The 18,548-nt window shown below is 54.7% G+C and carries 23 protein-coding genes; 12 read left to right on the top strand and 11 right to left on the bottom strand.

What is annotated here, in order from left to right; translation table 11 throughout:
- Positions 1–98: 98 nt before the first annotated feature.
- Positions 99–554: a DUF1043 family protein gene (locus A3220_RS04330; protein WP_044629963.1), complete on the top strand. Its 456-nt coding sequence runs from the start codon at positions 99–101 to the stop codon at positions 552–554.
- A 78-nt stretch (positions 555–632) separates the two neighbouring features.
- On the opposite strand, the gene A3220_RS04325 is transcribed toward A3220_RS04330, so the two are convergent.
- Positions 633–1,397, bottom strand: a complete 765-nt coding sequence (locus tag A3220_RS04325) for a Nif3-like dinuclear metal center hexameric protein (RefSeq protein ID WP_062373390.1) — start codon at positions 1,395–1,397, stop codon at positions 633–635.
- 138 nt (positions 1,398–1,535) lie between these two features.
- Between A3220_RS04325 and A3220_RS04320 the strand changes: the two genes are divergently transcribed.
- Positions 1,536–2,783: a Do family serine endopeptidase gene (locus A3220_RS04320; RefSeq protein ID WP_058577877.1), complete on the top strand. Its 1,248-nt coding sequence runs from the start codon at positions 1,536–1,538 to the stop codon at positions 2,781–2,783.
- A gap of 31 nt (positions 2,784–2,814) precedes the next feature.
- Here A3220_RS04320 and hisD read toward each other — a convergent pair whose 3' ends face one another.
- From hisD to A3220_RS04275, 9 genes are all read right to left on the bottom strand, one after another.
- Positions 2,815–4,131 carry a histidinol dehydrogenase gene (gene hisD, locus A3220_RS04315; RefSeq protein ID WP_044629960.1) on the bottom strand — a complete coding sequence of 439 codons (1,317 nt, stop codon included), beginning with the start codon at positions 4,129–4,131 and terminating at the stop codon, positions 2,815–2,817.
- A gap of 13 nt (positions 4,132–4,144) precedes the next feature.
- On the bottom strand, positions 4,145–4,798 hold the full coding sequence (hisG, locus tag A3220_RS04310) for an ATP phosphoribosyltransferase (RefSeq protein WP_054641296.1): 654 nt from the start codon (positions 4,796–4,798) through the stop codon (positions 4,145–4,147).
- A 28-nt stretch (positions 4,799–4,826) separates the two neighbouring features.
- Entirely contained in the window at positions 4,827–6,089 is a 1,263-nt protein-coding gene (gene murA, locus A3220_RS04305; RefSeq protein WP_062373387.1) for a UDP-N-acetylglucosamine 1-carboxyvinyltransferase, read from the bottom strand.
- Positions 6,090–6,099: 10 nt separating this feature from the next.
- Entirely contained in the window at positions 6,100–6,351 is a 252-nt protein-coding gene (locus A3220_RS04300) for a BolA family protein (RefSeq protein WP_044629957.1), read from the bottom strand.
- 138 nt (positions 6,352–6,489) lie between these two features.
- Positions 6,490–6,819 (bottom strand): STAS domain-containing protein, encoded by a 330-nt coding sequence (locus A3220_RS04295; RefSeq protein WP_044629956.1) that lies wholly within the window; start codon positions 6,817–6,819, stop codon positions 6,490–6,492.
- The gene (locus A3220_RS04290) at positions 6,816–7,469 is read right to left on the bottom strand and encodes an ABC transporter substrate-binding protein (protein WP_062373481.1); all 654 of its coding nucleotides are present in this window, start codon (positions 7,467–7,469) and stop codon (positions 6,816–6,818) included. Before A3220_RS04290 ends, A3220_RS04295 begins: the two co-directional genes overlap by 4 nt.
- 36 nt (positions 7,470–7,505) lie before the next feature.
- Positions 7,506–7,970, bottom strand: a complete 465-nt coding sequence (mlaD, locus tag A3220_RS04285) for an outer membrane lipid asymmetry maintenance protein MlaD (RefSeq protein ID WP_062373384.1) — start codon at positions 7,968–7,970, stop codon at positions 7,506–7,508.
- A 15-nt stretch (positions 7,971–7,985) separates the two neighbouring features.
- Positions 7,986–8,786, bottom strand: a complete 801-nt coding sequence (gene mlaE, locus A3220_RS04280; protein ID WP_044629953.1) for a lipid asymmetry maintenance ABC transporter permease subunit MlaE — start codon at positions 8,784–8,786, stop codon at positions 7,986–7,988.
- Positions 8,787–9,608, bottom strand: a complete 822-nt coding sequence (locus A3220_RS04275; RefSeq protein WP_062373478.1) for an ATP-binding cassette domain-containing protein — start codon at positions 9,606–9,608, stop codon at positions 8,787–8,789.
- 271 nt (positions 9,609–9,879) lie between these two features.
- Between A3220_RS04275 and A3220_RS04270 the strand changes: the two genes are divergently transcribed.
- The 10 genes from A3220_RS04270 to A3220_RS04225 all read left to right on the top strand — a co-directional run bounded on the left by A3220_RS04270 (position 9,880) and on the right by A3220_RS04225 (position 17,088).
- Positions 9,880–10,866 carry a KpsF/GutQ family sugar-phosphate isomerase gene (locus tag A3220_RS04270; protein ID WP_062373381.1) on the top strand — a complete coding sequence of 329 codons (987 nt, stop codon included), beginning with the start codon at positions 9,880–9,882 and terminating at the stop codon, positions 10,864–10,866.
- 42 nt (positions 10,867–10,908) lie between these two features.
- The gene (locus tag A3220_RS04265; protein ID WP_044629951.1) at positions 10,909–11,451 is read left to right on the top strand and encodes an HAD hydrolase family protein; all 543 of its coding nucleotides are present in this window, start codon (positions 10,909–10,911) and stop codon (positions 11,449–11,451) included.
- Positions 11,451–12,023 (top strand): LPS export ABC transporter periplasmic protein LptC, encoded by a 573-nt coding sequence (gene lptC / locus A3220_RS04260; protein WP_044629950.1) that lies wholly within the window; start codon positions 11,451–11,453, stop codon positions 12,021–12,023. The genes A3220_RS04265 and lptC overlap by 1 nt, the downstream gene beginning before the upstream one ends.
- Before the next feature lie 8 nt (positions 12,024–12,031).
- On the top strand, positions 12,032–12,535 hold the full coding sequence (gene lptA, locus A3220_RS04255) for a lipopolysaccharide transport periplasmic protein LptA (protein ID WP_062373377.1): 504 nt from the start codon (positions 12,032–12,034) through the stop codon (positions 12,533–12,535).
- Between the two features lie 11 nt (positions 12,536–12,546).
- Positions 12,547–13,305, top strand: coding sequence for an LPS export ABC transporter ATP-binding protein (lptB, locus tag A3220_RS04250; protein WP_058577875.1), 759 nt, complete (start codon positions 12,547–12,549; stop codon positions 13,303–13,305).
- Positions 13,306–13,410: 105 nt separating this feature from the next.
- On the top strand, positions 13,411–14,826 hold the full coding sequence (locus tag A3220_RS04245; protein WP_062373375.1) for an RNA polymerase factor sigma-54: 1,416 nt from the start codon (positions 13,411–13,413) through the stop codon (positions 14,824–14,826).
- A gap of 97 nt (positions 14,827–14,923) precedes the next feature.
- Positions 14,924–15,232 (top strand): ribosome-associated translation inhibitor RaiA, encoded by a 309-nt coding sequence (gene raiA, locus A3220_RS04240; protein WP_044629946.1) that lies wholly within the window; start codon positions 14,924–14,926, stop codon positions 15,230–15,232.
- A 4-nt stretch (positions 15,233–15,236) separates the two neighbouring features.
- Entirely contained in the window at positions 15,237–15,704 is a 468-nt protein-coding gene (gene ptsN, locus A3220_RS04235; protein WP_044629945.1) for a PTS IIA-like nitrogen regulatory protein PtsN, read from the top strand.
- A gap of 65 nt (positions 15,705–15,769) precedes the next feature.
- The gene (rapZ, locus tag A3220_RS04230; protein WP_044629944.1) at positions 15,770–16,693 is read left to right on the top strand and encodes an RNase adapter RapZ; all 924 of its coding nucleotides are present in this window, start codon (positions 15,770–15,772) and stop codon (positions 16,691–16,693) included.
- A gap of 125 nt (positions 16,694–16,818) precedes the next feature.
- Entirely contained in the window at positions 16,819–17,088 is a 270-nt protein-coding gene (locus A3220_RS04225; RefSeq protein WP_044629943.1) for an HPr family phosphocarrier protein, read from the top strand.
- A 27-nt stretch (positions 17,089–17,115) separates the two neighbouring features.
- On the opposite strand, the gene pmbA is transcribed toward A3220_RS04225, so the two are convergent.
- Positions 17,116–18,456, bottom strand: a complete 1,341-nt coding sequence (gene pmbA / locus A3220_RS04220) for a metalloprotease PmbA (protein ID WP_058577873.1) — start codon at positions 18,454–18,456, stop codon at positions 17,116–17,118.
- Between the last annotated feature and the right edge of the window lie 92 nt (positions 18,457–18,548).

Genomic DNA, 18,548 nt, shown 5'->3' with positions numbered 1-18,548 from the left:
AGCGGATTGACCCAACCGACTTAGACGCGCCTATAATGGGGCTGTTTTTAAAAGCCACGCCCTGTGTTCAGTGGCGCGCATTACTTAGGGAGAAGACTGTGGAAGCAAGCTCGCCATTCACTTTTGCAATCATTGGATTAATCGTCGGCTTTATCATCGGCTTTATCATCGGCTTAGTGTGCTATCGACTTTTCAGCAAAGGTGCGCGGGATGCCGCTTCACTCAAGCAGACACTGCTTGAACGTGAACACCAAATCGCTGAACTAAAGAAGGGCATGAGCAGCCACTTAACGAGCATTCAGCAGCGCTTAGAAAACATTCGCCACGAAGCTGATCAGCTTGAGCAACAGGTAGAGAACGAAGCAACTCAGTGGAAACTATCCAGCGTTAAGCCGTCATCCAGCACCACCACAAGCGACACTGAAAACGACAGCAACGTGGCAATGCCTAGAGACTACGCAGCGGGCAAAAACGGTACGCTGTCAGAAGATTTTGGCTTAAAAGAGAGCCACCAACCTACTGAAGGTACAGCAGCACAACCTCCCCGCTACTAAGGCAAACGCCGCCATTACTGCCGCGTATCGCCAGCAGGGCACCCGATCAATGAGCGACAGGTGCCCTGCGCCCTTGAGCTAGGCAGGATTATCAATATCCACAAAACGATGCTCCACACCGAACTCACTGCCTAGCCACTCACCAAGCGCTTGGACACCATAACGCTCAGTGGCGTGGTGGCCCGCCGCAATATAGTGAATCCCCATTTCACGCGCCAAATGCGTGGTACGCTCAGATATTTCTCCAGACACAAACACCTGCGCCCCTGCTTCGTAGGCAGCGGTGATCATATCCTGTGCTCCGCCCGTACACCATGCGATTCGCTCTATAGGCTGCTCAGCAAACGGCGCTTCCACAACAAGAGGAGACCGCTGAAGCGTGGTGCTTATTTGCTCAGCAAGCTCACCAATACTTTGGGGCGCAACCAAACGCCCCGACCAGAGCAGCCCTTCCCCCAGCTCCCCATCCAAACAGCCTTCTACTTTCCAACCGAGCCGCTTAGCTAACTGAGCATTGTTGCCCATCTCCACATGGGCATCTAATGGCAAATGATAGGCAAGAAGGCTTATATCATTGGCGAGCAACGTTTTAATGCGGCGCTGTTTCATTCCTGTAATAGGCACTGGCTCGTTTTTCCAAAAATAACCGTGATGCACCAACACCATGTCAGCCTGCCATGCTACCGCCTCATCTAACAGCGCCTGGCACGCCGTCACTCCTGACATCACTCGCTTGACGGTATCACGCCCTTCAACTTGCAACCCATTAACCGTAAAGTCCTTAAATTGCTCGGCTCGCAGCTGATGGTCACAAGCGGCGACAAGTTGATCGCGATGATTCACACTCACTCCTTAACAGTTTAAACAGCCACCGTGAGGCACAGCGGCATTCAGTGTTACCATAACGCCATTGTAAAACTCGCTCCGCATTATCGCGAACCTCGCGACTATTTAGACTGCCACCCGCTGAGGAATCCTCGCATGCACCGTTCTGTGCTGCCCTATTTATGGCCCATTACCACGGGGCTCTTGCTAGCTGCCGTGCTACTGCTCGCGTTCCCAGAGCAGTTGCCAAACCCGTTTCGACAGACTCCGCCCGCAGCGGTGGAAACACCCCCGGCACTGGTACCCACTACCAGCAACGAGCAGAGCACTAACCGACCTGCGCCCGACATTCGCCAAGCAGAACCTCTTGCCCGCAACCAGGGCCCGGCTAGCTACTCCGATGCAGTTAACCAAGCAGCGCCTGCGGTGGTGAACATCTATTCATCCCGGATTGTAGAGCGCGACCAGCACCCACTGATGTCAGACCCCTTCTTCCGGCAGTTCTTCAGCGGCGACGATGCCACAACCCATCAACGGATGCTCTCCAGCTTGGGATCTGGCGTCATTGTCAGCAAGGATGGCTATGTACTGACTAACCATCATGTGATTAATGGCGCGGATCAAATCCAGGTTGCCCTGCGCGATGGGCGTGAAACGCTGGCCGAAGTGATTGGTACAGACCCAGAAAGCGACTTAGCAGTGCTGCGCATTGATCTTGAAAGTCTACCGGTGATTGAGCTTGCCGACTCAGAACAGGTCGCCGTCGGCGATGTGGCACTGGCAATTGGCAACCCCTTCGGCGTTGGCCAAACCGTCACTATGGGCATTATTAGCGCCACAGGGCGCAGCCATTTAGGGCTTAATGCATATGAGGATTTTATTCAGACCGATGCGGCCATTAACCCCGGCAACTCAGGCGGCGCACTAGTTAATCCTGATGGCGCTCTAGTGGGAATTAATACGGCAATTTTCTCACGTTCAGGCGGCTCTCAAGGTATCGGCTTCGCAATTCCCGCCAACCTTGCCCACAGCATACTCAATGAGCTGGTGACTCGCGGTCGCGTAATTCGCGGCTGGCTGGGCATTGAGGCTCAGGCGCTTTCGCGAGAGCTCGCAGCCTCGTTTGGGCTACGCACCCCACAAGGCGTGATCGTAGCAGGCGTGGTAAGCGGCGGACCTGCCGCACAGGCAGGCTTACAACCGGGGGATGTACTGCTCTCTATTGATGGCCAGGTCATTTTAGATGCACGCGCTACTATGAGTGACATTGCATCTATTCCTCCCGGCACGTCACTGCCTCTGACGATTGTCCGCGGCGGCGAGCGCATGGAGATGACGCTGGAGGTAGGCGAGCGCCCGGTGCCGACCAACGCAACATCAGCCGACAGGCAGAGCGGCTCTTAAAGCCGCCCTGCTACACTAAACACACTGCCCGTTAATCGCGAACCCGATACTCGGCAGAGCGAGCATGGGCAGTGAGGTACTCCCCACGGGCCAACACCGAAGCGACTTTACCCAGCTCAGACGCCCCTTCAGGGGAACAGTGGATAATGGAAGAACGTTTCTGGAAGTCGTACACCCCGAGCGGTGATGAGAATCGCGCCGTGCCGGATGTCGGCAGCACATGGTTCGGCCCCGCGCAGTAATCCCCCAGGGCTTCCGACGTGTGGCGCCCCATAAAGATAGCGCCCGCATGGCGGATATCGTCTAGCCATGCCTCAGGCTCAGCAACCGACAATTCAAGATGCTCAGGAGCGATACGGTTAATCATCTCAACCGCTTCGGCCTGATCTGTACACAGAATCAGTGCGCCGCGACGGTTCAGGGATGCGCGGGCAATCTTTTCGCGCTCTAGCGTTGGCAGCAACCGCTCGATGGAAGCCGCCACGGCGTCCAAATGCGCGGCATCCCAGCTCACCAAAATCGCCTGGGCATCTTCGTCATGCTCCGCCTGAGAGAAGAGGTCCATGGCGATCCAATCCGGGTCGGTTTGCCCATCCGACACCACCATAATCTCGGAGGGCCCGGCAATCATATCGATGCCGACCTGGCCGAACACGGCCCGCTTGGCAGTGGCCACGTAGATGTTGCCGGGTCCCACAATTTTATCGACCCGAGGAACGCTTTGCGTACCGTAGGCAAGCGCGGCAACGGCCTGGGCGCCACCAATAGTGAACACGTAGTCCACGCCCGCTAGGTGCGCCGCCGCCAATACCAGATCATTCAACACACCATCAGGGGTAGGTACCACCATGACGATTTCACGCACACCTGCCACGTGGGCAGGAATGGCATTCATCAGTACGGACGACGGATAAGCCGCCTTACCGCCTGGAACATAGATGCCTGCACGATCAAGCGGTGTCACTTTTTGGCCTAACACCGTGCCATCGGCTTCTTCATACTGCCAAGAGGTCGGTTTTTGCCGCTCGTGGTAGCGCTTAATACGCTCGGCAGCCATTGCCAGGGCATCACGCTGCTCGGCAGGCAAACCATCATACGCCTTCTTTAATTGCTCTGGCATTAGGCGCAATTGCGCCATCGATTCGACCGATAAACGGTCAAAGCGGTTGGTTGCCTCAATGACCGCCTGATCACCGCGTTGCTTAACGTCTGCCAAGATTTCCTCAACACGAGCCTGGACCGCTTTATCAGACACGCCCTCCCAATCCAACAGCGCATTGAGGCGCTGATGGAAAGCCGCTTCACTGGTCGAGAGGCGGGCAATAGTGGCTGTGGTTGTATCGCTCATGATGAACCTCGTGTCATTCGATAGGCTGCGTCTGACGCTTTTTTACGGCACTTTCCAGGCGCGCTAGCAGCGGCTTAATACGGTCGTGCTTCATGGTCATGGCCGCTTTGTTGACCACCAAACGCGTGCTGATATGGGCAATGAGCTCACGGGGTTCCATACCGTTAGCGCGAAGCGTATTGCCAGTGTCGACGATATCAACGATCTCATCGGCCAAGTTCATGAGCGGAGCCAGCTCCATCGCCCCGTAGAGCTTGATGACCTCTGCCTGGATCCCCTGCTCGGCGTAGTAGCGACGCGCTACGTTGACGAACTTGGTCGCCACGCGGCGGCGTGCTTTGGCAGGGGGCTGCCCGGTAACACCCGCAGTCATCAGCTTGCAGCGAGCAATCTCTAGATCTAGCGGCTCATAAAGGCCTTCCGCGCCATGCTCAAGCAGCACGTCTTTACCTGCAATGCCCACATCGGCGGCACCTAATTGTACGTAGGTGGGCACATCGGTGGCGCGGATGATCACCAGCTTGACGTCCGGCAAGTTAGTATCAAAAAGCAGCTTGCGGCTTTTACTTAAGTCTTCAGCGGGCGTAATGCCCGCATCTGCCAGCAGAGGCAGCGTTTCATCCAAAATACGCCCTTTTGAAAGGGCTAAAATCAGTTGCTTACTCATGGTCTAAGGCCAGTGTTGTCCGCGTGGCTTAGCCGGGGATACGGCGAATTTTCGCCCCCAGCAGCTGTAATTTTTCCTCGATACACTCGTAGCCACGATCAATATGGTAGATGCGATCGACCAGGGTCTCTCCTTCGGCCATCATGGCCGCAATAACCAGAGATGCCGAAGCACGAAGGTCCGTTGCCATCACCGGGGCTCCAGAAAGCTTATCAACGCCCTTAATTAACGCGGCGTTACCCTCCAGTACGATATTCGCGCCCATCCGGTTAAGCTCTTGAACGTGCATAAAGCGGTTTTCGAAGATTGTCTCTACTACCCGTGAATGCCCGTCTGCAACGGCATTCATAGCGACGAACTGAGCCTGCATATCGGTGGGGAATGCGGGATAAGGCGCCGTTCGGATATTAACCGCCTTCGGGCGCTTGCCATGCATATCCAGCGAAATCCAATCTTCACCGCTGTCGACCTCCGCACCCGCCTCTTCCAACTTAGCGAGTACCGCTTCAAGAATATCGGCCCGGGTACGCTTCACTTTTACCCGCCCGCCGGTCATTGCCGCCGCGACCAGGAAGGTGCCCGTCTCGATACGGTCGGGCATGACATCGTGCTCGCAGCCGTGCAGCGAGGCAACGCCATCAATGATGATGGTGTCCGTGCCGTGACCATGAATCTTCGCGCCCATTTTGATCAAGCACTCGGCCAGATCCACCACCTCAGGCTCACGGGCGGCGTTTTCAAGAACCGTTCTGCCGTCGGCGAGCGTAGCCGCCATGAGCAGATTTTCTGTGCCTGTCACCGTCACGGTATCAAAAAAGATCGTTGCACCTTTTAAACGACCGTCGACACGGGCACGAATATAGCCCGCTTCAACGTGGATCTCCGCCCCCATGGCTTCCAGACCACGCAGGTGCAAATCCACCGGGCGTGAGCCAATGGCGCAACCACCAGGCAGTGAGACATCCGCCTTACCAAAGTGCGCCAGCAGCGGCCCCAGCACCAGAATAGAGGCGCGCATCTTTTTCACCAGCTCGTAAGGCGCATGGCATTGAGTGACCTGAGAGCCATCCAGTTGAATGCTCAGTTTTTCACCCATCACAGGCTCAACGCCCATTCGTCCCAACAGCTCAAGCGTGGTGGTAATATCCTGCAAATGCGGCAGGTTACCGATAACCACTGGGCCATCTGCCAATAGGCTCGCGCATAGAATAGGCAGCGCGGCATTTTTCGCACCGCTTGCCCATACTTCGCCATCCACCGAGCCATTGCCCGTAATAATGAGTTTATCCATGGAGCGGCCGTTACTGAGCGTTTTCCGCCGCAGTTTGCCACTGCGTCGGAGTAAACGTTTTAATGCTGATAGCGTGCAGTGCACCCGAAGCGATTTCCTCGCTAAGCGCTGCGTATACAAGCTGTTGACGCTTCACTGGAGAAAGACCTTCAAAGGCTTCACCAACTGCAATCACCTGAAAATTGCAGCCTTCACCCTGGATGTGAAACTCACACCCATCGATGCGGGATTCAAGCAGTGCTTTTACCTCGTTGGGTTGCATGAGACAGGAAACTCCTTTGGGGTCGTTGAAATAGTAACCAATAGGCGAACATGATAAAGAAAAGCGACACGCTTGGCGATGCCGTGCAAGCCACCAATAAATAGAGCAGCCCGTGGGCTGCTCTAAAGATCGCTCAGTTCAAGCTGAAACGGATGAGGAAGTAAGCGCATCCAACTCCGCCAAAGAGGCCAGCCGCTTGAGCGGGGCCGACAAGACAATCGAACGAACCGTGATCTGCAGCGCTTGGCAAGCACGCAGCCATTCAAATAAGACACTAATAGCAACGCTGCTGGCCTTACTGACTTGCTCAAAGTCAAAGCAGACCTCTAAACACTTGGCACTGCGTAACCATTTCACACCTGCAGCGGCCACCTCAGTCGCTACATTCATTGTCAGGTCGCCAGCAACCATGAGCGCATCACCCTGAATCGTTAGGGACACCTCTGAACGAGACAGCAGCGATGTCACGCGTCGCCTCCCTGCTCTAGCTCGTCCACACCTATTTCTGGCGCCCAACCACGGATGACCGCATCATAATCGCGGTTATTGTCACGCATGGCTTGGTCGAACTGATTACGGAAGGTCAAGCCCAGGTTAATGCCGTTGACAATTACGTTCACGACACGCCATTGGCCGTCAGAAAGACGCAGGCTGTAGCTGACCGGGTAGACCTGACCATTGTTGGCCACCACTTCCATATCGACGCTGGCCTGATCTTCGTGACGCTGGGCACGCTGTTGGCTCAACACACGCAGCTCGTCGTAGTCGAAGGTCACCAGACCACGCGTGTAGGTATCGATCAGCGTCTGGCGGAAGACATCCGCAAAACGGCTGCGCTGCTCTGGCGTGGCATTACGGAAATAGCTGCCCATCACACTGGCACCGATATAGCGAAAATCTGCTACTTCGTTGAGGCTTTCATTCACCAGCGCCTTCAACTCATCTAGATTATTGGCGTAGTAGTCCTCTTTGCCATTAATTTGGCTCATAAAGGATTCGATATTGTCTCGAATCATCTCTTCTGGAGACTGTGTTTGTGCTTGGGCCAGCAGCGGTGCCAGCAACAGCATGGCAGCCAACGCGAGCCGCTGAACGAAAACAGGAAAAACCTTATGCATCATATCAACCTCTCAAATGAAGATAGCTAAAGGCAGCTAGTTGCTGACCATATTGGATACAAATTGCTGAATAAGTTCTTCAAGCACCAGAGCGGACTGCGTATCACGAATCACGTCACCCTCCTCAAGCACATCTGGTGCCCCACCAACACTTAGCCCAATGTACTGCTCGCCCAATAGGCCAGCCGTTAATATGGCTGCGGTGGTATCCTGGGAAAGCTGGCCTTCAAGCTCACTATCCAAGCTTAAAGTGACACGAGCGTCGTACCACTCCGTATCCAGCTCGATTGACTCCACCCGGCCCACGGTAACCCCTGCCATAGTGACGCGGGCACGCGGCTTCAACCCACCGATATTGGCGAAGTTGGCCTCCAAGCGGAACGTATCTGAAGGTGCTGAGAGCGTTAAACCGCTGACTCTCAGGCCGAGGAATACCAGCCCTATGATGCCAGCCAACATAAACAGGCCAACGCCAAACTCCATGGTTTTGCTGCGCTTCATGACATTACTCCACCCTTAAAGGCCGCCGAACATAACGGCGGTTAAAACGAAATCCAGCCCTAGCACCGCTAACGAGGAGTAGACCACCGTACGGGTGGTAGCTCGCGAAATCCCCTCAGAGGTTGGCACTAGGTCATAACCCTGAAACACAGCAATCCAGGTCACCACCAGCGCGAACACCACGCTTTTGATCATGCCATTGCCGATATCATCGATGAACGACACGCTGGCCTGCATATTGCTCCAATAAGAGCCCTCAAACACGCCCAGCCACTCGACGCCAACTAAGTAGCCGCCCCAGATACCCACCACGCTAAAGCCAACGGTAAGAATAGGCAGCGCTACGAAGCCCGCCCAAAGTCTAGGAGCCACCACGCGACGCAGCGGATCCACACCTATCATTTCCATGCTAGTGAGCTGTTCGGTGGCTTTCATCAGGCCAATTTCAGCAGTCAAAGCAGACCCCGCCCGCCCGGCAAACAGCAGCGCGGCAACTACCGGTGCCAGCTCTCGCAACAGAGAAAGCGCGACCATTTGGCCTAATGCCTGCTCGGCACCAAAATCTACTAAAATGGTATATCCCTGTAGCGCCAGCACCATGCCGATAAAAAGCCCCGACACCAGCACGATGGCCAGAGACAGCACACCCACGAAGTGCATTTGGCGCAGCCAAAGCGACCACCCCTCTCGTGACGGCACTCCCACGGCCGACTGAGCAAGAAACACCGTGGCGCGCCCTAAAGCCTCGACCACGTCGCACCCTTTACGCCCTAGGCGGGTAACCCGCGCCGTGTAGTGAGAAAATTTAGACTGCATCTACCCTGCCTTAAGTGCTAAATCGTGACCGAGAATATCCCGGTAGAGCGTCTCTGCGGGATAGTGAAACGGCACGGGACCATCTGGCTCGCCGTGCATAAATTGGCTGACACGAGGGTCTTGATTCACCTCTAGCGAGCTCGGAGTGCCGTGCGCCACCACCTGCCCATCCGCAATCAGGTAGAGATAGTCGGCAATACTCAGCGTTTCCTTGATATCATGGGAGACCACTACCGAGGTCAGCGACAGCGCCTGATTGAGCCGCTTAATCAATTGCACCAGCACACCCATAGAGATAGGATCCTGGCCTACAAATGGCTCATCATAAAGGATTAACTCAGGGTCAAGTGCGACTGCCCGCGCTAATGCCACCCGCCGCGCCATACCCCCTGATAGCTCAGCGGGAGTTAAATGCCTTGCCCCCCGCAACCCTACTGCCTGCAACTTTAGCAACACTAAGTCGCGAATCATGGTGTCGGGCAAGTCAGTATGCACCCGCAGCGGGAAGGCCACATTCTCGAAAACATCTAAGTCCGAAAACAGCGCGCCGCTCTGAAACAGCATTCCCATACGCTTACGTAGCGTAAACAACGCCTTGCGTGACAGGCGGTGAACATCCTGCCCATCAATTAAAATCCGCCCACGGTCTGGCGTTAATTGGCCACCAATGAGCTTCAATAGCGTTGTTTTACCCGTGCCGCTTGGCCCCATAATAGCGGTGACTTTGCCACGCGGAATGGTCATATTAACGCCACGGAAGATATCGTTATCTCCACGGGAAAAGTAAACATCTTCAACCTGTATGAAGGGAACATCCGTCATATGCTGATTGACCTTCATCGTTGATGCCAGAACGCGTCAGTATAAACCGACTGGGCGCGGGGCAGTTTAGAAAACAGTGTTTTCGAAATATTATCGAACATCGTATCCTAACGCTACTCTTAGTAACAGTCGCACAAATCATTGCCGTACAAACCACTCGTCAATAGAACTCACTAATACCGCAGGTACTTGCTGCATGCTTTAGCTAAACACCGCTGCAAGATGTTATTCTTACTAGTCACCTACTCACATCATGAAAACGAGACATGCCATGCGCCAGCCACTCTCTACACCCAGCCAACTGCGTGAAAGTGCGCTGCGCACCTTGCAAATCGAGCAAGCGGCTATTGGCGGCTTGCAAGCCAAGCTAGATGAAAACTTTGACCACGCCTGTCAGCTTATGCTTGCCTGTCAGGGACGCGTGGTAGTCACCGGCATGGGAAAGTCAGGTCATATCGCCGGCAAAATCGCAGCCACCCTAGCCAGCACAGGCACTCCAGCCTTTTTTGTTCACCCAGGTGAAGCCAGCCATGGCGACTTGGGCATGATTACCCGCGCCGATGTGGTTTTGGCACTCTCTAACTCCGGTGAAACCGCTGAAGTAACGGCCCTACTTCCGCTACTCAAGCGCCTTGGCACACCGCTGGTCAGTATGACTGGCCGCCCAGGCTCCACTCTTGCACAGCACTCAGACGCCCACCTGGATAGCGGTGTAGAACGAGAAGCCTGCCCGCTTGACCTAGCACCCACCAGCTCCACCACCGCCGCCCTTGCCCTAGGCGACGCCCTTGCTGTTGCTCTATTGGAAGCACGGGGCTTTACCGCTGAAGACTTTGCCCTCTCTCACCCTGGCGGCAGCCTCGGTAAGCGCTTACTACTGCGTGTTAGCGACTTAATGCACGATGGCTCACGGCTCCCTCAAGTAGCGCTGGGCAGCCCGCTGCGCGATGCACTACTTGAGATAACACGCCAAGGGCTGGGCTTTACCTGCGTGGTGGATAGCGAAGGCCGTCTTGCCGGGGTCTATACCGACGGCGACTTGCGTCGCACGCTAGACCAACACCACGACCTGCGCGATGTTCAGGTAGATGACGTAATGACGCGCCCCGGCAAGCGCATTGGTCCAGACATACTAGCTGCCGAAGCGGTGCGCATTATGGAAGATAACCGTATCACTGCACTGGCTGTTGTTGATGAACAGCAGCGCCCCATCGGCGCGCTGCATATGCATGACCTGCTTGCCAGCGGCGTTATTTAACGACTTTATACTGCTTTTTTGGCAATGGATGATGGAGGCTTTATGGCCCTACCTGATGCACTACTCGACCGGCTTCGCCGCGTAAAACTGCTTGCGATTGATGTAGACGGTGTACTTACTGACGGCCGTCTCTATTTTCAGGCTGACGGTATCGAAATCAAAGCGTTTCACACCCAGGACGGTCATGGCCTGAAGTTACTCAAGCGTGTCGGCATCCATGTGGCGCTGATTACCGGCCGTGATTCACCTATGGTGAGCCAGCGCGCTGCCGCCTTAGGAATCACTCACGTATACCAGGGCTGTGAAGACAAACTCACTACCCTGAGAGCGCTTTGTCAGCGGCTTGATATCACCTTAGAACAGGTCGCCTACTGTGGAGATGACCTACCTGATCTTGCTCCGATCAAGCGCTCCGGTGTCGGTATTACGGTCCCCAATGCTCCGGACTACATGCACCCCCATGCCGACTGGATCACTGAACGCCTTGGCGGACACGGGGCTGTGCGTGAAATTTGCGATACGCTCCTAACGTCCCAAGGGCACTGGGATGCCGTACTCGATACGTATCTGCACGGACAGCCATAATGCGCTTTAGGGTAAGAAAACGGGTCTGGATCACGGCAATGGTCATCGCCCTAGGCGGCGTGCTGGTTTGGCTAGACCCTCGCGGCCCCCAGGAGACTGAGATTGACTCTGAAGCTCGTGCCCAGGAACCTGGGCACGTATTAGAGAATGCCGAAATTACCCTATTTGGCGAAACAGGCACTATTCAGCAATCTCTGGTAACCCCACGGCTGGTGCATACTCCGCAAACGGCAATGACTGACGTGTTGTCACCCCGTGCCACGCTGTTTGATAGCGAACAACGTGAGTGGCTCGCCACGGCGAACACTGGCACCCTCAATACTGAAACCCAAGCATTAACATTGGCAGGCTCCGCGCGACTACTAGCGCCTGAAGAGGGGTGGCAGCTTGATAGCGAACTATTAAACTACGACGGGACCACCCGGCATGCCTGGAGCGACACCCACGTAGTGTTGCAGCAGCCCCCTCAGCGTATGGAAGCCTCCCGAATGGATGTATGGCTGGATGACAGCCAAGTCCGTTTAACCAACAACGTGCGCGGCGTTCATCCGCCGGCCACCCGTTCCCCTTAGGAGTCGCGATGAATGCTCTAATCCGCACTGTACTTCTTGCCCTAGCCGTGCCGCTTGTCACAATTGCACTGCCTGTAGCGGCACAAAACCAAGCGCCTATTCATGTGGAGGCCGACCGGTTAGATCTTGACCAACGAGCAGGGACAGCCGTGTACACCGGTAACGTTGACATTCGCCAAGGCAATATGCAGCTACGCGGCGAGCGTGTCGAAATTCAGCGTAACAATGCTGGCGAGTTGTCTCGCGCCATCGCTACGGGCGAGCGTGCTTACTTGCGTAACCAAATTGAAGACCAAGAAACCCCTATAGAAGGCTGGGCGCGTCGGATTATTTATCACGTTTCCGAACGCCGGGTTGAGCTGATTGACCAAGCTGAGCTGACCCAGCAAGGAGATCACTTCCAAGGTGGACGTTTAGAGTACTTTATCGATCAAGAAGTAGTACAAGCACGCTCTGACGTTAGCGGCAGTGAAAATCAGCGTATTCGTATGACCCTTCAGCCCGAACAATAGGAAGTGGCCACGTGGCAGCATCAACATCCCCAGCCCCCACACCAGTAAAAACGCTCTACGCCCATCATTTAGCGAAGAGCTATAAGCGCCGCCGTGTGGTTAAAGATATTAATCTGGAAATCACTCAAGGTAGCGTGGTTGGGCTACTTGGCCCTAATGGTGCAGGTAAAACCACCTCGTTTTATATGATTGTGGGGTTGGTCAAATTGGATGCGGGCAAAGTAGGCATTGACGACCTTGACCTCACTCATGCTCCTATGCATGAACGCGCCATGGCAGGGATTGGTTATCTACCCCAGGAAGCTTCCATCTTCCGCAAGCTCTCCGTGGCTGACAACATTATGGCCATTTTAGAGACACGCAAAGAGCTTGATCGAAGCGCCCGGGAAGCACAACTTGAGTTACTACTTGAAGATTTTCACATCACTCATATACGCGACAACTTAGGCATGAGTCTTTCTGGGGGCGAACGCCGCCGTGTTGAAATCGCCCGCTCTTTGGCCACCGAACCGGCCTTTATCCTGCTGGATGAACCTTTTGCCGGGGTTGACCCGATTTCCGTTGGGGAAATTAAAGCTATCATTCGAGCGTTAAAGAAACGCCACATTGGTGTATTGATCACCGACCATAACGTTCGTGAAACGCTGGATATTTGTGATATTGCCTACATTGTTGGCGACGGTCACATCATTGCCAGTGGAAACGCCCAGGAAATCCTCAACAACCAGAAGGTTCGAGATGTCTATTTAGGCGCTGATTTCCGCCTTTAAACAGTGACCTGCAGAAGCATTTCTTTTAGTGGCATGCTTATTGCACTTGCACCAAGCCATAACTCACTCTAGGGTGGAGCTTTCTGATTAACGAGTGGTTCTCAGATGGTCATGAAAGCTTCTCTCCAATTGCGTATCGGCACACAGCTGACCATGACACCTCAGCTGCAGCAGGCTATCGCCCTGCTTCAGCTATCGACGCTGGACCTTCGTCAAGAAATTCAGCAAGCGCTAGATGCCAATCCCATGCTTGAGCAAGAAGATGAGTTTGGCGAGCAGGCTGTCAGTGAGCCTCAAGAGGCTGAGTGGTCCGAGAGCATCCCCAACGAACTCTCCGTCGACAGTGACTGGTCAGATACCTATCAAGACATAGGCAGCCTGGGTGGCAACAGTGAAGGCCCCGACTTCGAACGCCAAGCCGCTGGACAAAGCCTACATGGCCACCTGCTATGGCAACTGGCCATGACAGACTTTAGCCCGCGAGAATACGCCATCGCGGAAAGCCTGATTGATGCGCTGGATGCCAACGGCTATCTCACCCAGCCGCTTAATGACATTCGGGAAGGATTAAAAGCCCAAGGCCATGACAGCTTAAGCCAGCGGGAAGTGGAAAATACCCTGCTGCGCTTGCAGCAATTTGAGCCCACCGGCGTCTTTGCCCGAGACCTGCGTGAATGCCTGATGCTGCAACTCGCCTCACTACCTGAGGACACCCCTCTGCTAATGCCCGCCAAACGGCTGGTTCGCCAGTTTTTGGAAGCATTAGGCAAAGACGATATGCGGCTTCTCAAGCGCCGTTTAAGCCTTGATGACGAGCAGCTTGACGATGTCATCCGTTTAATTCGCAGCCTTGACCCACGCCCTGGGAGCACCTATGGCGTTACCGACGACAGCTACATCACCCCCGACCTAGTCGTTCGGCACGACAATGAAGGTTGGCATTTAGAGCTCAATCCAGAAGCACTACCACGCTTGCGTATACAGCCCGACTACGCCAGCTTGATCAAACGCGCAGACAAAAGCCAAGACAACCAGTTCCTCAAAGAGCACCTCCAAGAAGCCCGCTGGCTGATCAAAAGCTTATCGAGTCGCAATGACACGCTGCTACGAGTTGGGCGTGAAATTATTGCACGCCAAATTGGCTTTCTGGAGCATGGCGAAGAAGCAATGAAACCGCTGATTTTAGCGGATATTGCTGAAGCGGTAGAGATGCACGAATCCACCATATCTCGTGTGACCACGCAGAAATTTATTCACACGCCGCGGGGCGTTTTCGAGCTTAAGTACTTCTTCTCAAGCCAGGTAAGCGGCCAAGACGGCGGCGACAGCCACTCCAGCACAGCCATTCGCGCCCGCATCAAAAAGCTGATTCAGGATGAGCCCTCAGGAAAACCGCTCTCCGATAGCCGCTTGGTGACTCTGCTTGAAGAGGAGAGCATTAGCGTTGCACGGCGTACTGTCGCAAAATATCGGGAGTCAATGGGCATTCCCTCGTCAAGTGAGCGCCGCCGTTTACGCTAGTTAAGCGGTACGTATGAACAAACTCAACGCAAGGGCTTTGCAATAGCGTAAAAAGGGTTACAATCGAAGTACAGTCCGATGGATAAGGAGCACGTCAATGCAAGTAAACATCACTGGTCATCACGTTGAACTGACTGACGCCTTGCGCGACTACGTTAACGAAAAGCTGCAGCGCGTTGAACGCCACTACGACAACATTACCACGGTGCAAGTGACCTTATCTGTTGAGAAGGAGCGCCAGCAAGCAGCCTGCACACTGCACGCTGCCGGTGCAGACCTTCACGCCGAAGCGCTTGATAACGACATGTATGCCGCTATTGATGCGCTAGCAGACAAAATCGATCGTCAACTCGTTAAACATAAGGAAAAAGCACAAGCTCGCGCCCAGGGCGCTGGTGTGCGTTAACTCAATGACGTTGGAAACCATCCTCCCCCCGGAGCGCGTGCTTTATGACGTTCCCGGGGGCAGCAAAAAACGGGTGCTGGAGTTTTTCAGCACCTTTATCGCCCAAAATACACCCAGCCTAGATAGCCAAGAGGTGTTTAGCCGACTCATTGGCCGCGAGCGACTAGGCAGTACGGGGATAGGCAACGGGGTTGCCATCCCCCACGCTCGCAGTCCTCACTGTAGCGCACCCATTGCTGGCTTTTTAAAGCTTGCTGAGCCAGTAGACTTCGACGCCATTGATGGCGACCCGGTGGATCTTGTGTTTGTGCTGCTGGTACCAGAAGAGGCAGATGACACCCACCTAGCACTGCTTGGCCAAGTGGCTACTATTATGAACGACGCCCATACGCGTCAGCAGTTACGTAAAGCCGATAGTCAGCGCGAACTCTTAGCACTTATTACCGCCAAGATTCGCGAACAAGCCGCCTAGGCTTTATGGGCGGTGGCCACTGCACGCAGCGATAATTTCCTCCCATGCAAGCCAAGAGAGACGCTATGCAACTGGTGATCATTAGCGGCCGTTCAGGGTCCGGTAAATCTATCGCCTTACAAGCGCTAGAGGATCTTGGCTACTACGCTATCGACAATTTACCCGCCATGCTGCTGGGCTCATTAGTTGATGAACTACGTGAGCAAGGCGAGCGCACTCACTTAGCAGTGAGCATTGACGCGCGCAACCTTCCTACGGCGCTTGAACGCCTCCCAGCTTTACTGGAAGAACTACGCCAGCGAGAAATTCGTTTTCAGGTCATCTATCTGACCACGGATGCGCGCATTCTTTTGGAGCGTTACTCAGCCACCCGCCGTCGCCACCCGCTTACCCGGGATAGCGAAATGACGTTGGAAGAGGCCATCAATAAAGAAGAAGAGACGCTGCTTGAAATTCGCGATCTCGCTGACTTGTTGATCGATACGTCGCGCTTATCCGTGCATGACCTGAGACGCCGCATTACTGATCAAGTCGCCCACCAGCGAAAAGATCAGCTAACACTGACGTTTGAGTCGTTTGGCTACAAACGCGGCGTACCCATGGATGCCGACTTAGTCTTCGATGTTCGCTGCCTGCCCAACCCTTATTGGGACCCTACCCTGCGCCAATTTACAGGGCGTGATGCTAATATAGTGGCGTTTTTAAGTAGCTACCCAATGGTCGAGGCAATGACCAATGATATTCAGGCTTGGTTGGAAAAGTGGCTTCCGGCTTACCAAAATAGCCAGCGAAGTTATATAACCGTGGCTATTGGCTGCACCGGCGGGCAACACCGCTCTGTTTATATGGCCGAACAGCTTGCTAAAAAGCTGGTTAAACAGACCGGAGAAGTACAGTTGAGACACCGTGAGCTGGGGTTACAATACACGCTGAGCGAAGAGCCAGCGGTACCATGCGTTACCACACCCACCGCTGCCAGCACGCCCTGAGTTTCAGGACCTAACTTTTAAGGCCTAAGCTTCTCAAGACCTAAGTTTTTCAAGACCTTAGTTTTTCAAGACCTTAGTTTTTCAAGACCTAAGTTTCAAGACCCACTCGGCAAAAAGGAACCAGAGTGCCCAAAAGAACCTTAACACTTACCAACCAGCGTGGTCTTCATGCCCGCGCGGCCACCAAACTGGTGAAATGTGGCCAGCAGTTTTCCGCGAATATCGTGGTTTATAAGCAGCAGCAGAAAGCCGATGCCGCCAATATTATGTCGCTGCTAATGCTGGCTGCCCCCTGCGGCACCGAGCTCACTGTCGCCGCTGAAGGAAGCGACGCCGAACAGGCGCTAGATGCCATTGAAGCTCTGTTCGACGCACGGTTTGACGAAGACCAGTAGCTAGTTTACCAAGTCAGCACTTGTCGACTAGCTTCCTGCCACTGTCATCGCATCAATCAGCCAGCTACCCGTGTGAATACTGCCACGGGTATCCGTATCACTTCCCACACCGCTTAGCCCCGCGAACATCTTGTTGAGGTTACTAGCAATAGTAAACTCCTCAATGGGGTACTGTACTTCGCCATTCTCAATCCAGAAACCCGCTGCTCCCCGGGAATAGTCGCCAGTGACGCCGTTAACGCCCTGCCCCATGAGCTCGGTCACCCAAATACCACGCCCCATCTGTGTTAACAGCTCTTCCCGCGGCGTTAACGGCGCTAACAAGCGCATGTTGCGCGCGCCGCCCGCATTGCCCGTGGACTGCATCCCTAAACGACGCGCACTGTAGGCAGAGAGCATGTAACTCGCCACCCTCCCCTGATCAATAAACCGGTTGCTACGGGTTTGTACACCCTCCGCATCAAACGGTGAACTAGCCGTTGCTCCCACTTCCATCGGGCGCTCTTCTAACCCAAACCAATCGGGGAATAGCGGGCTACCCAAGCGATCACATAAAAACGAGGCTTCTCGATAAAGCGCGCCGCCCGCCAGAGCACCCATAAGGTGGCCGATAAGGCCGCTAGCAAGGGAGGGATCGAACAGCACAGGAAACGTTCCCGTCGGGGGGCGTCGCGCTCCTAGACGCCGCAACGTTCGCGCTGCTGCCTCACGCCCCACCTCCTCTGGGTGGCGAAGCTGCTGCGGGTTACGCGCAGACGTATAGTCATAATCCCGCTGCATGCCTTGCTCATCTTGGGCAATCAGCATGCAGGAGAGTGAGTGACTGCTACCCTTTTGAGTCCCCAAAAAGCCGTGGCTATTGGCGTATACTCGCACGCCCTCACCGCTTGAGAGCGAGGCACCTTCTGACTGGTGAATACCTGCCACCTCGCGGCCAGCCTGTTCGCAGCGCAGGGCAAGGTCAATCGCTTCATCGGTTGAGAGCGCCCACGGATAGTGCACCTTCAAGTCTGGCAAATAGGTCGCCATCAGCTCTGCTTCAGCGAGGCCTGCAGCGGGATCCTCCCCGGTATAACGTGCAATAGCCAGCGCCTTTTCAACCGTGGCACGAATGGAGGCACTACTGGCATCCGTTGAGGAAGCGCTACCTTTACGTTTTCCCACATAGAGCGTGACCGCAATACCCTGATCACGAGATAGCTCAACGGTCTCCACTTCACCAAGTCGCACACTAACGCCCAACCCTTGGTCAACGCTCGCGCCGACTTCGGCGGCATCCGCCCCTAGCTGTTTTGCCAGGGCAAGCGCCTCTGTGGCGCGCTCCGTCAACTGCGCCTGCTGCGCCGTTGCATCAAATGCCTGTGCCATATGGCCTCCTTTTCACCTGAATCGCATTGGCGAATCAATGTTGTGGTCGCAGCCTGATATAATGCTGCAAACGAATCTAATCTGTGAGTTCT

The sequence above is a fragment of the Halomonas sp. KX33721 genome (assembly GCF_001596805.1).
Lineage (GTDB): Bacteria > Pseudomonadota > Gammaproteobacteria > Pseudomonadales > Halomonadaceae > Vreelandella > Vreelandella aquamarina.
The sequence above is the reverse complement of the archived record's forward strand: the minus strand, read 5'-3'. Positions and strand labels throughout refer to the sequence as shown.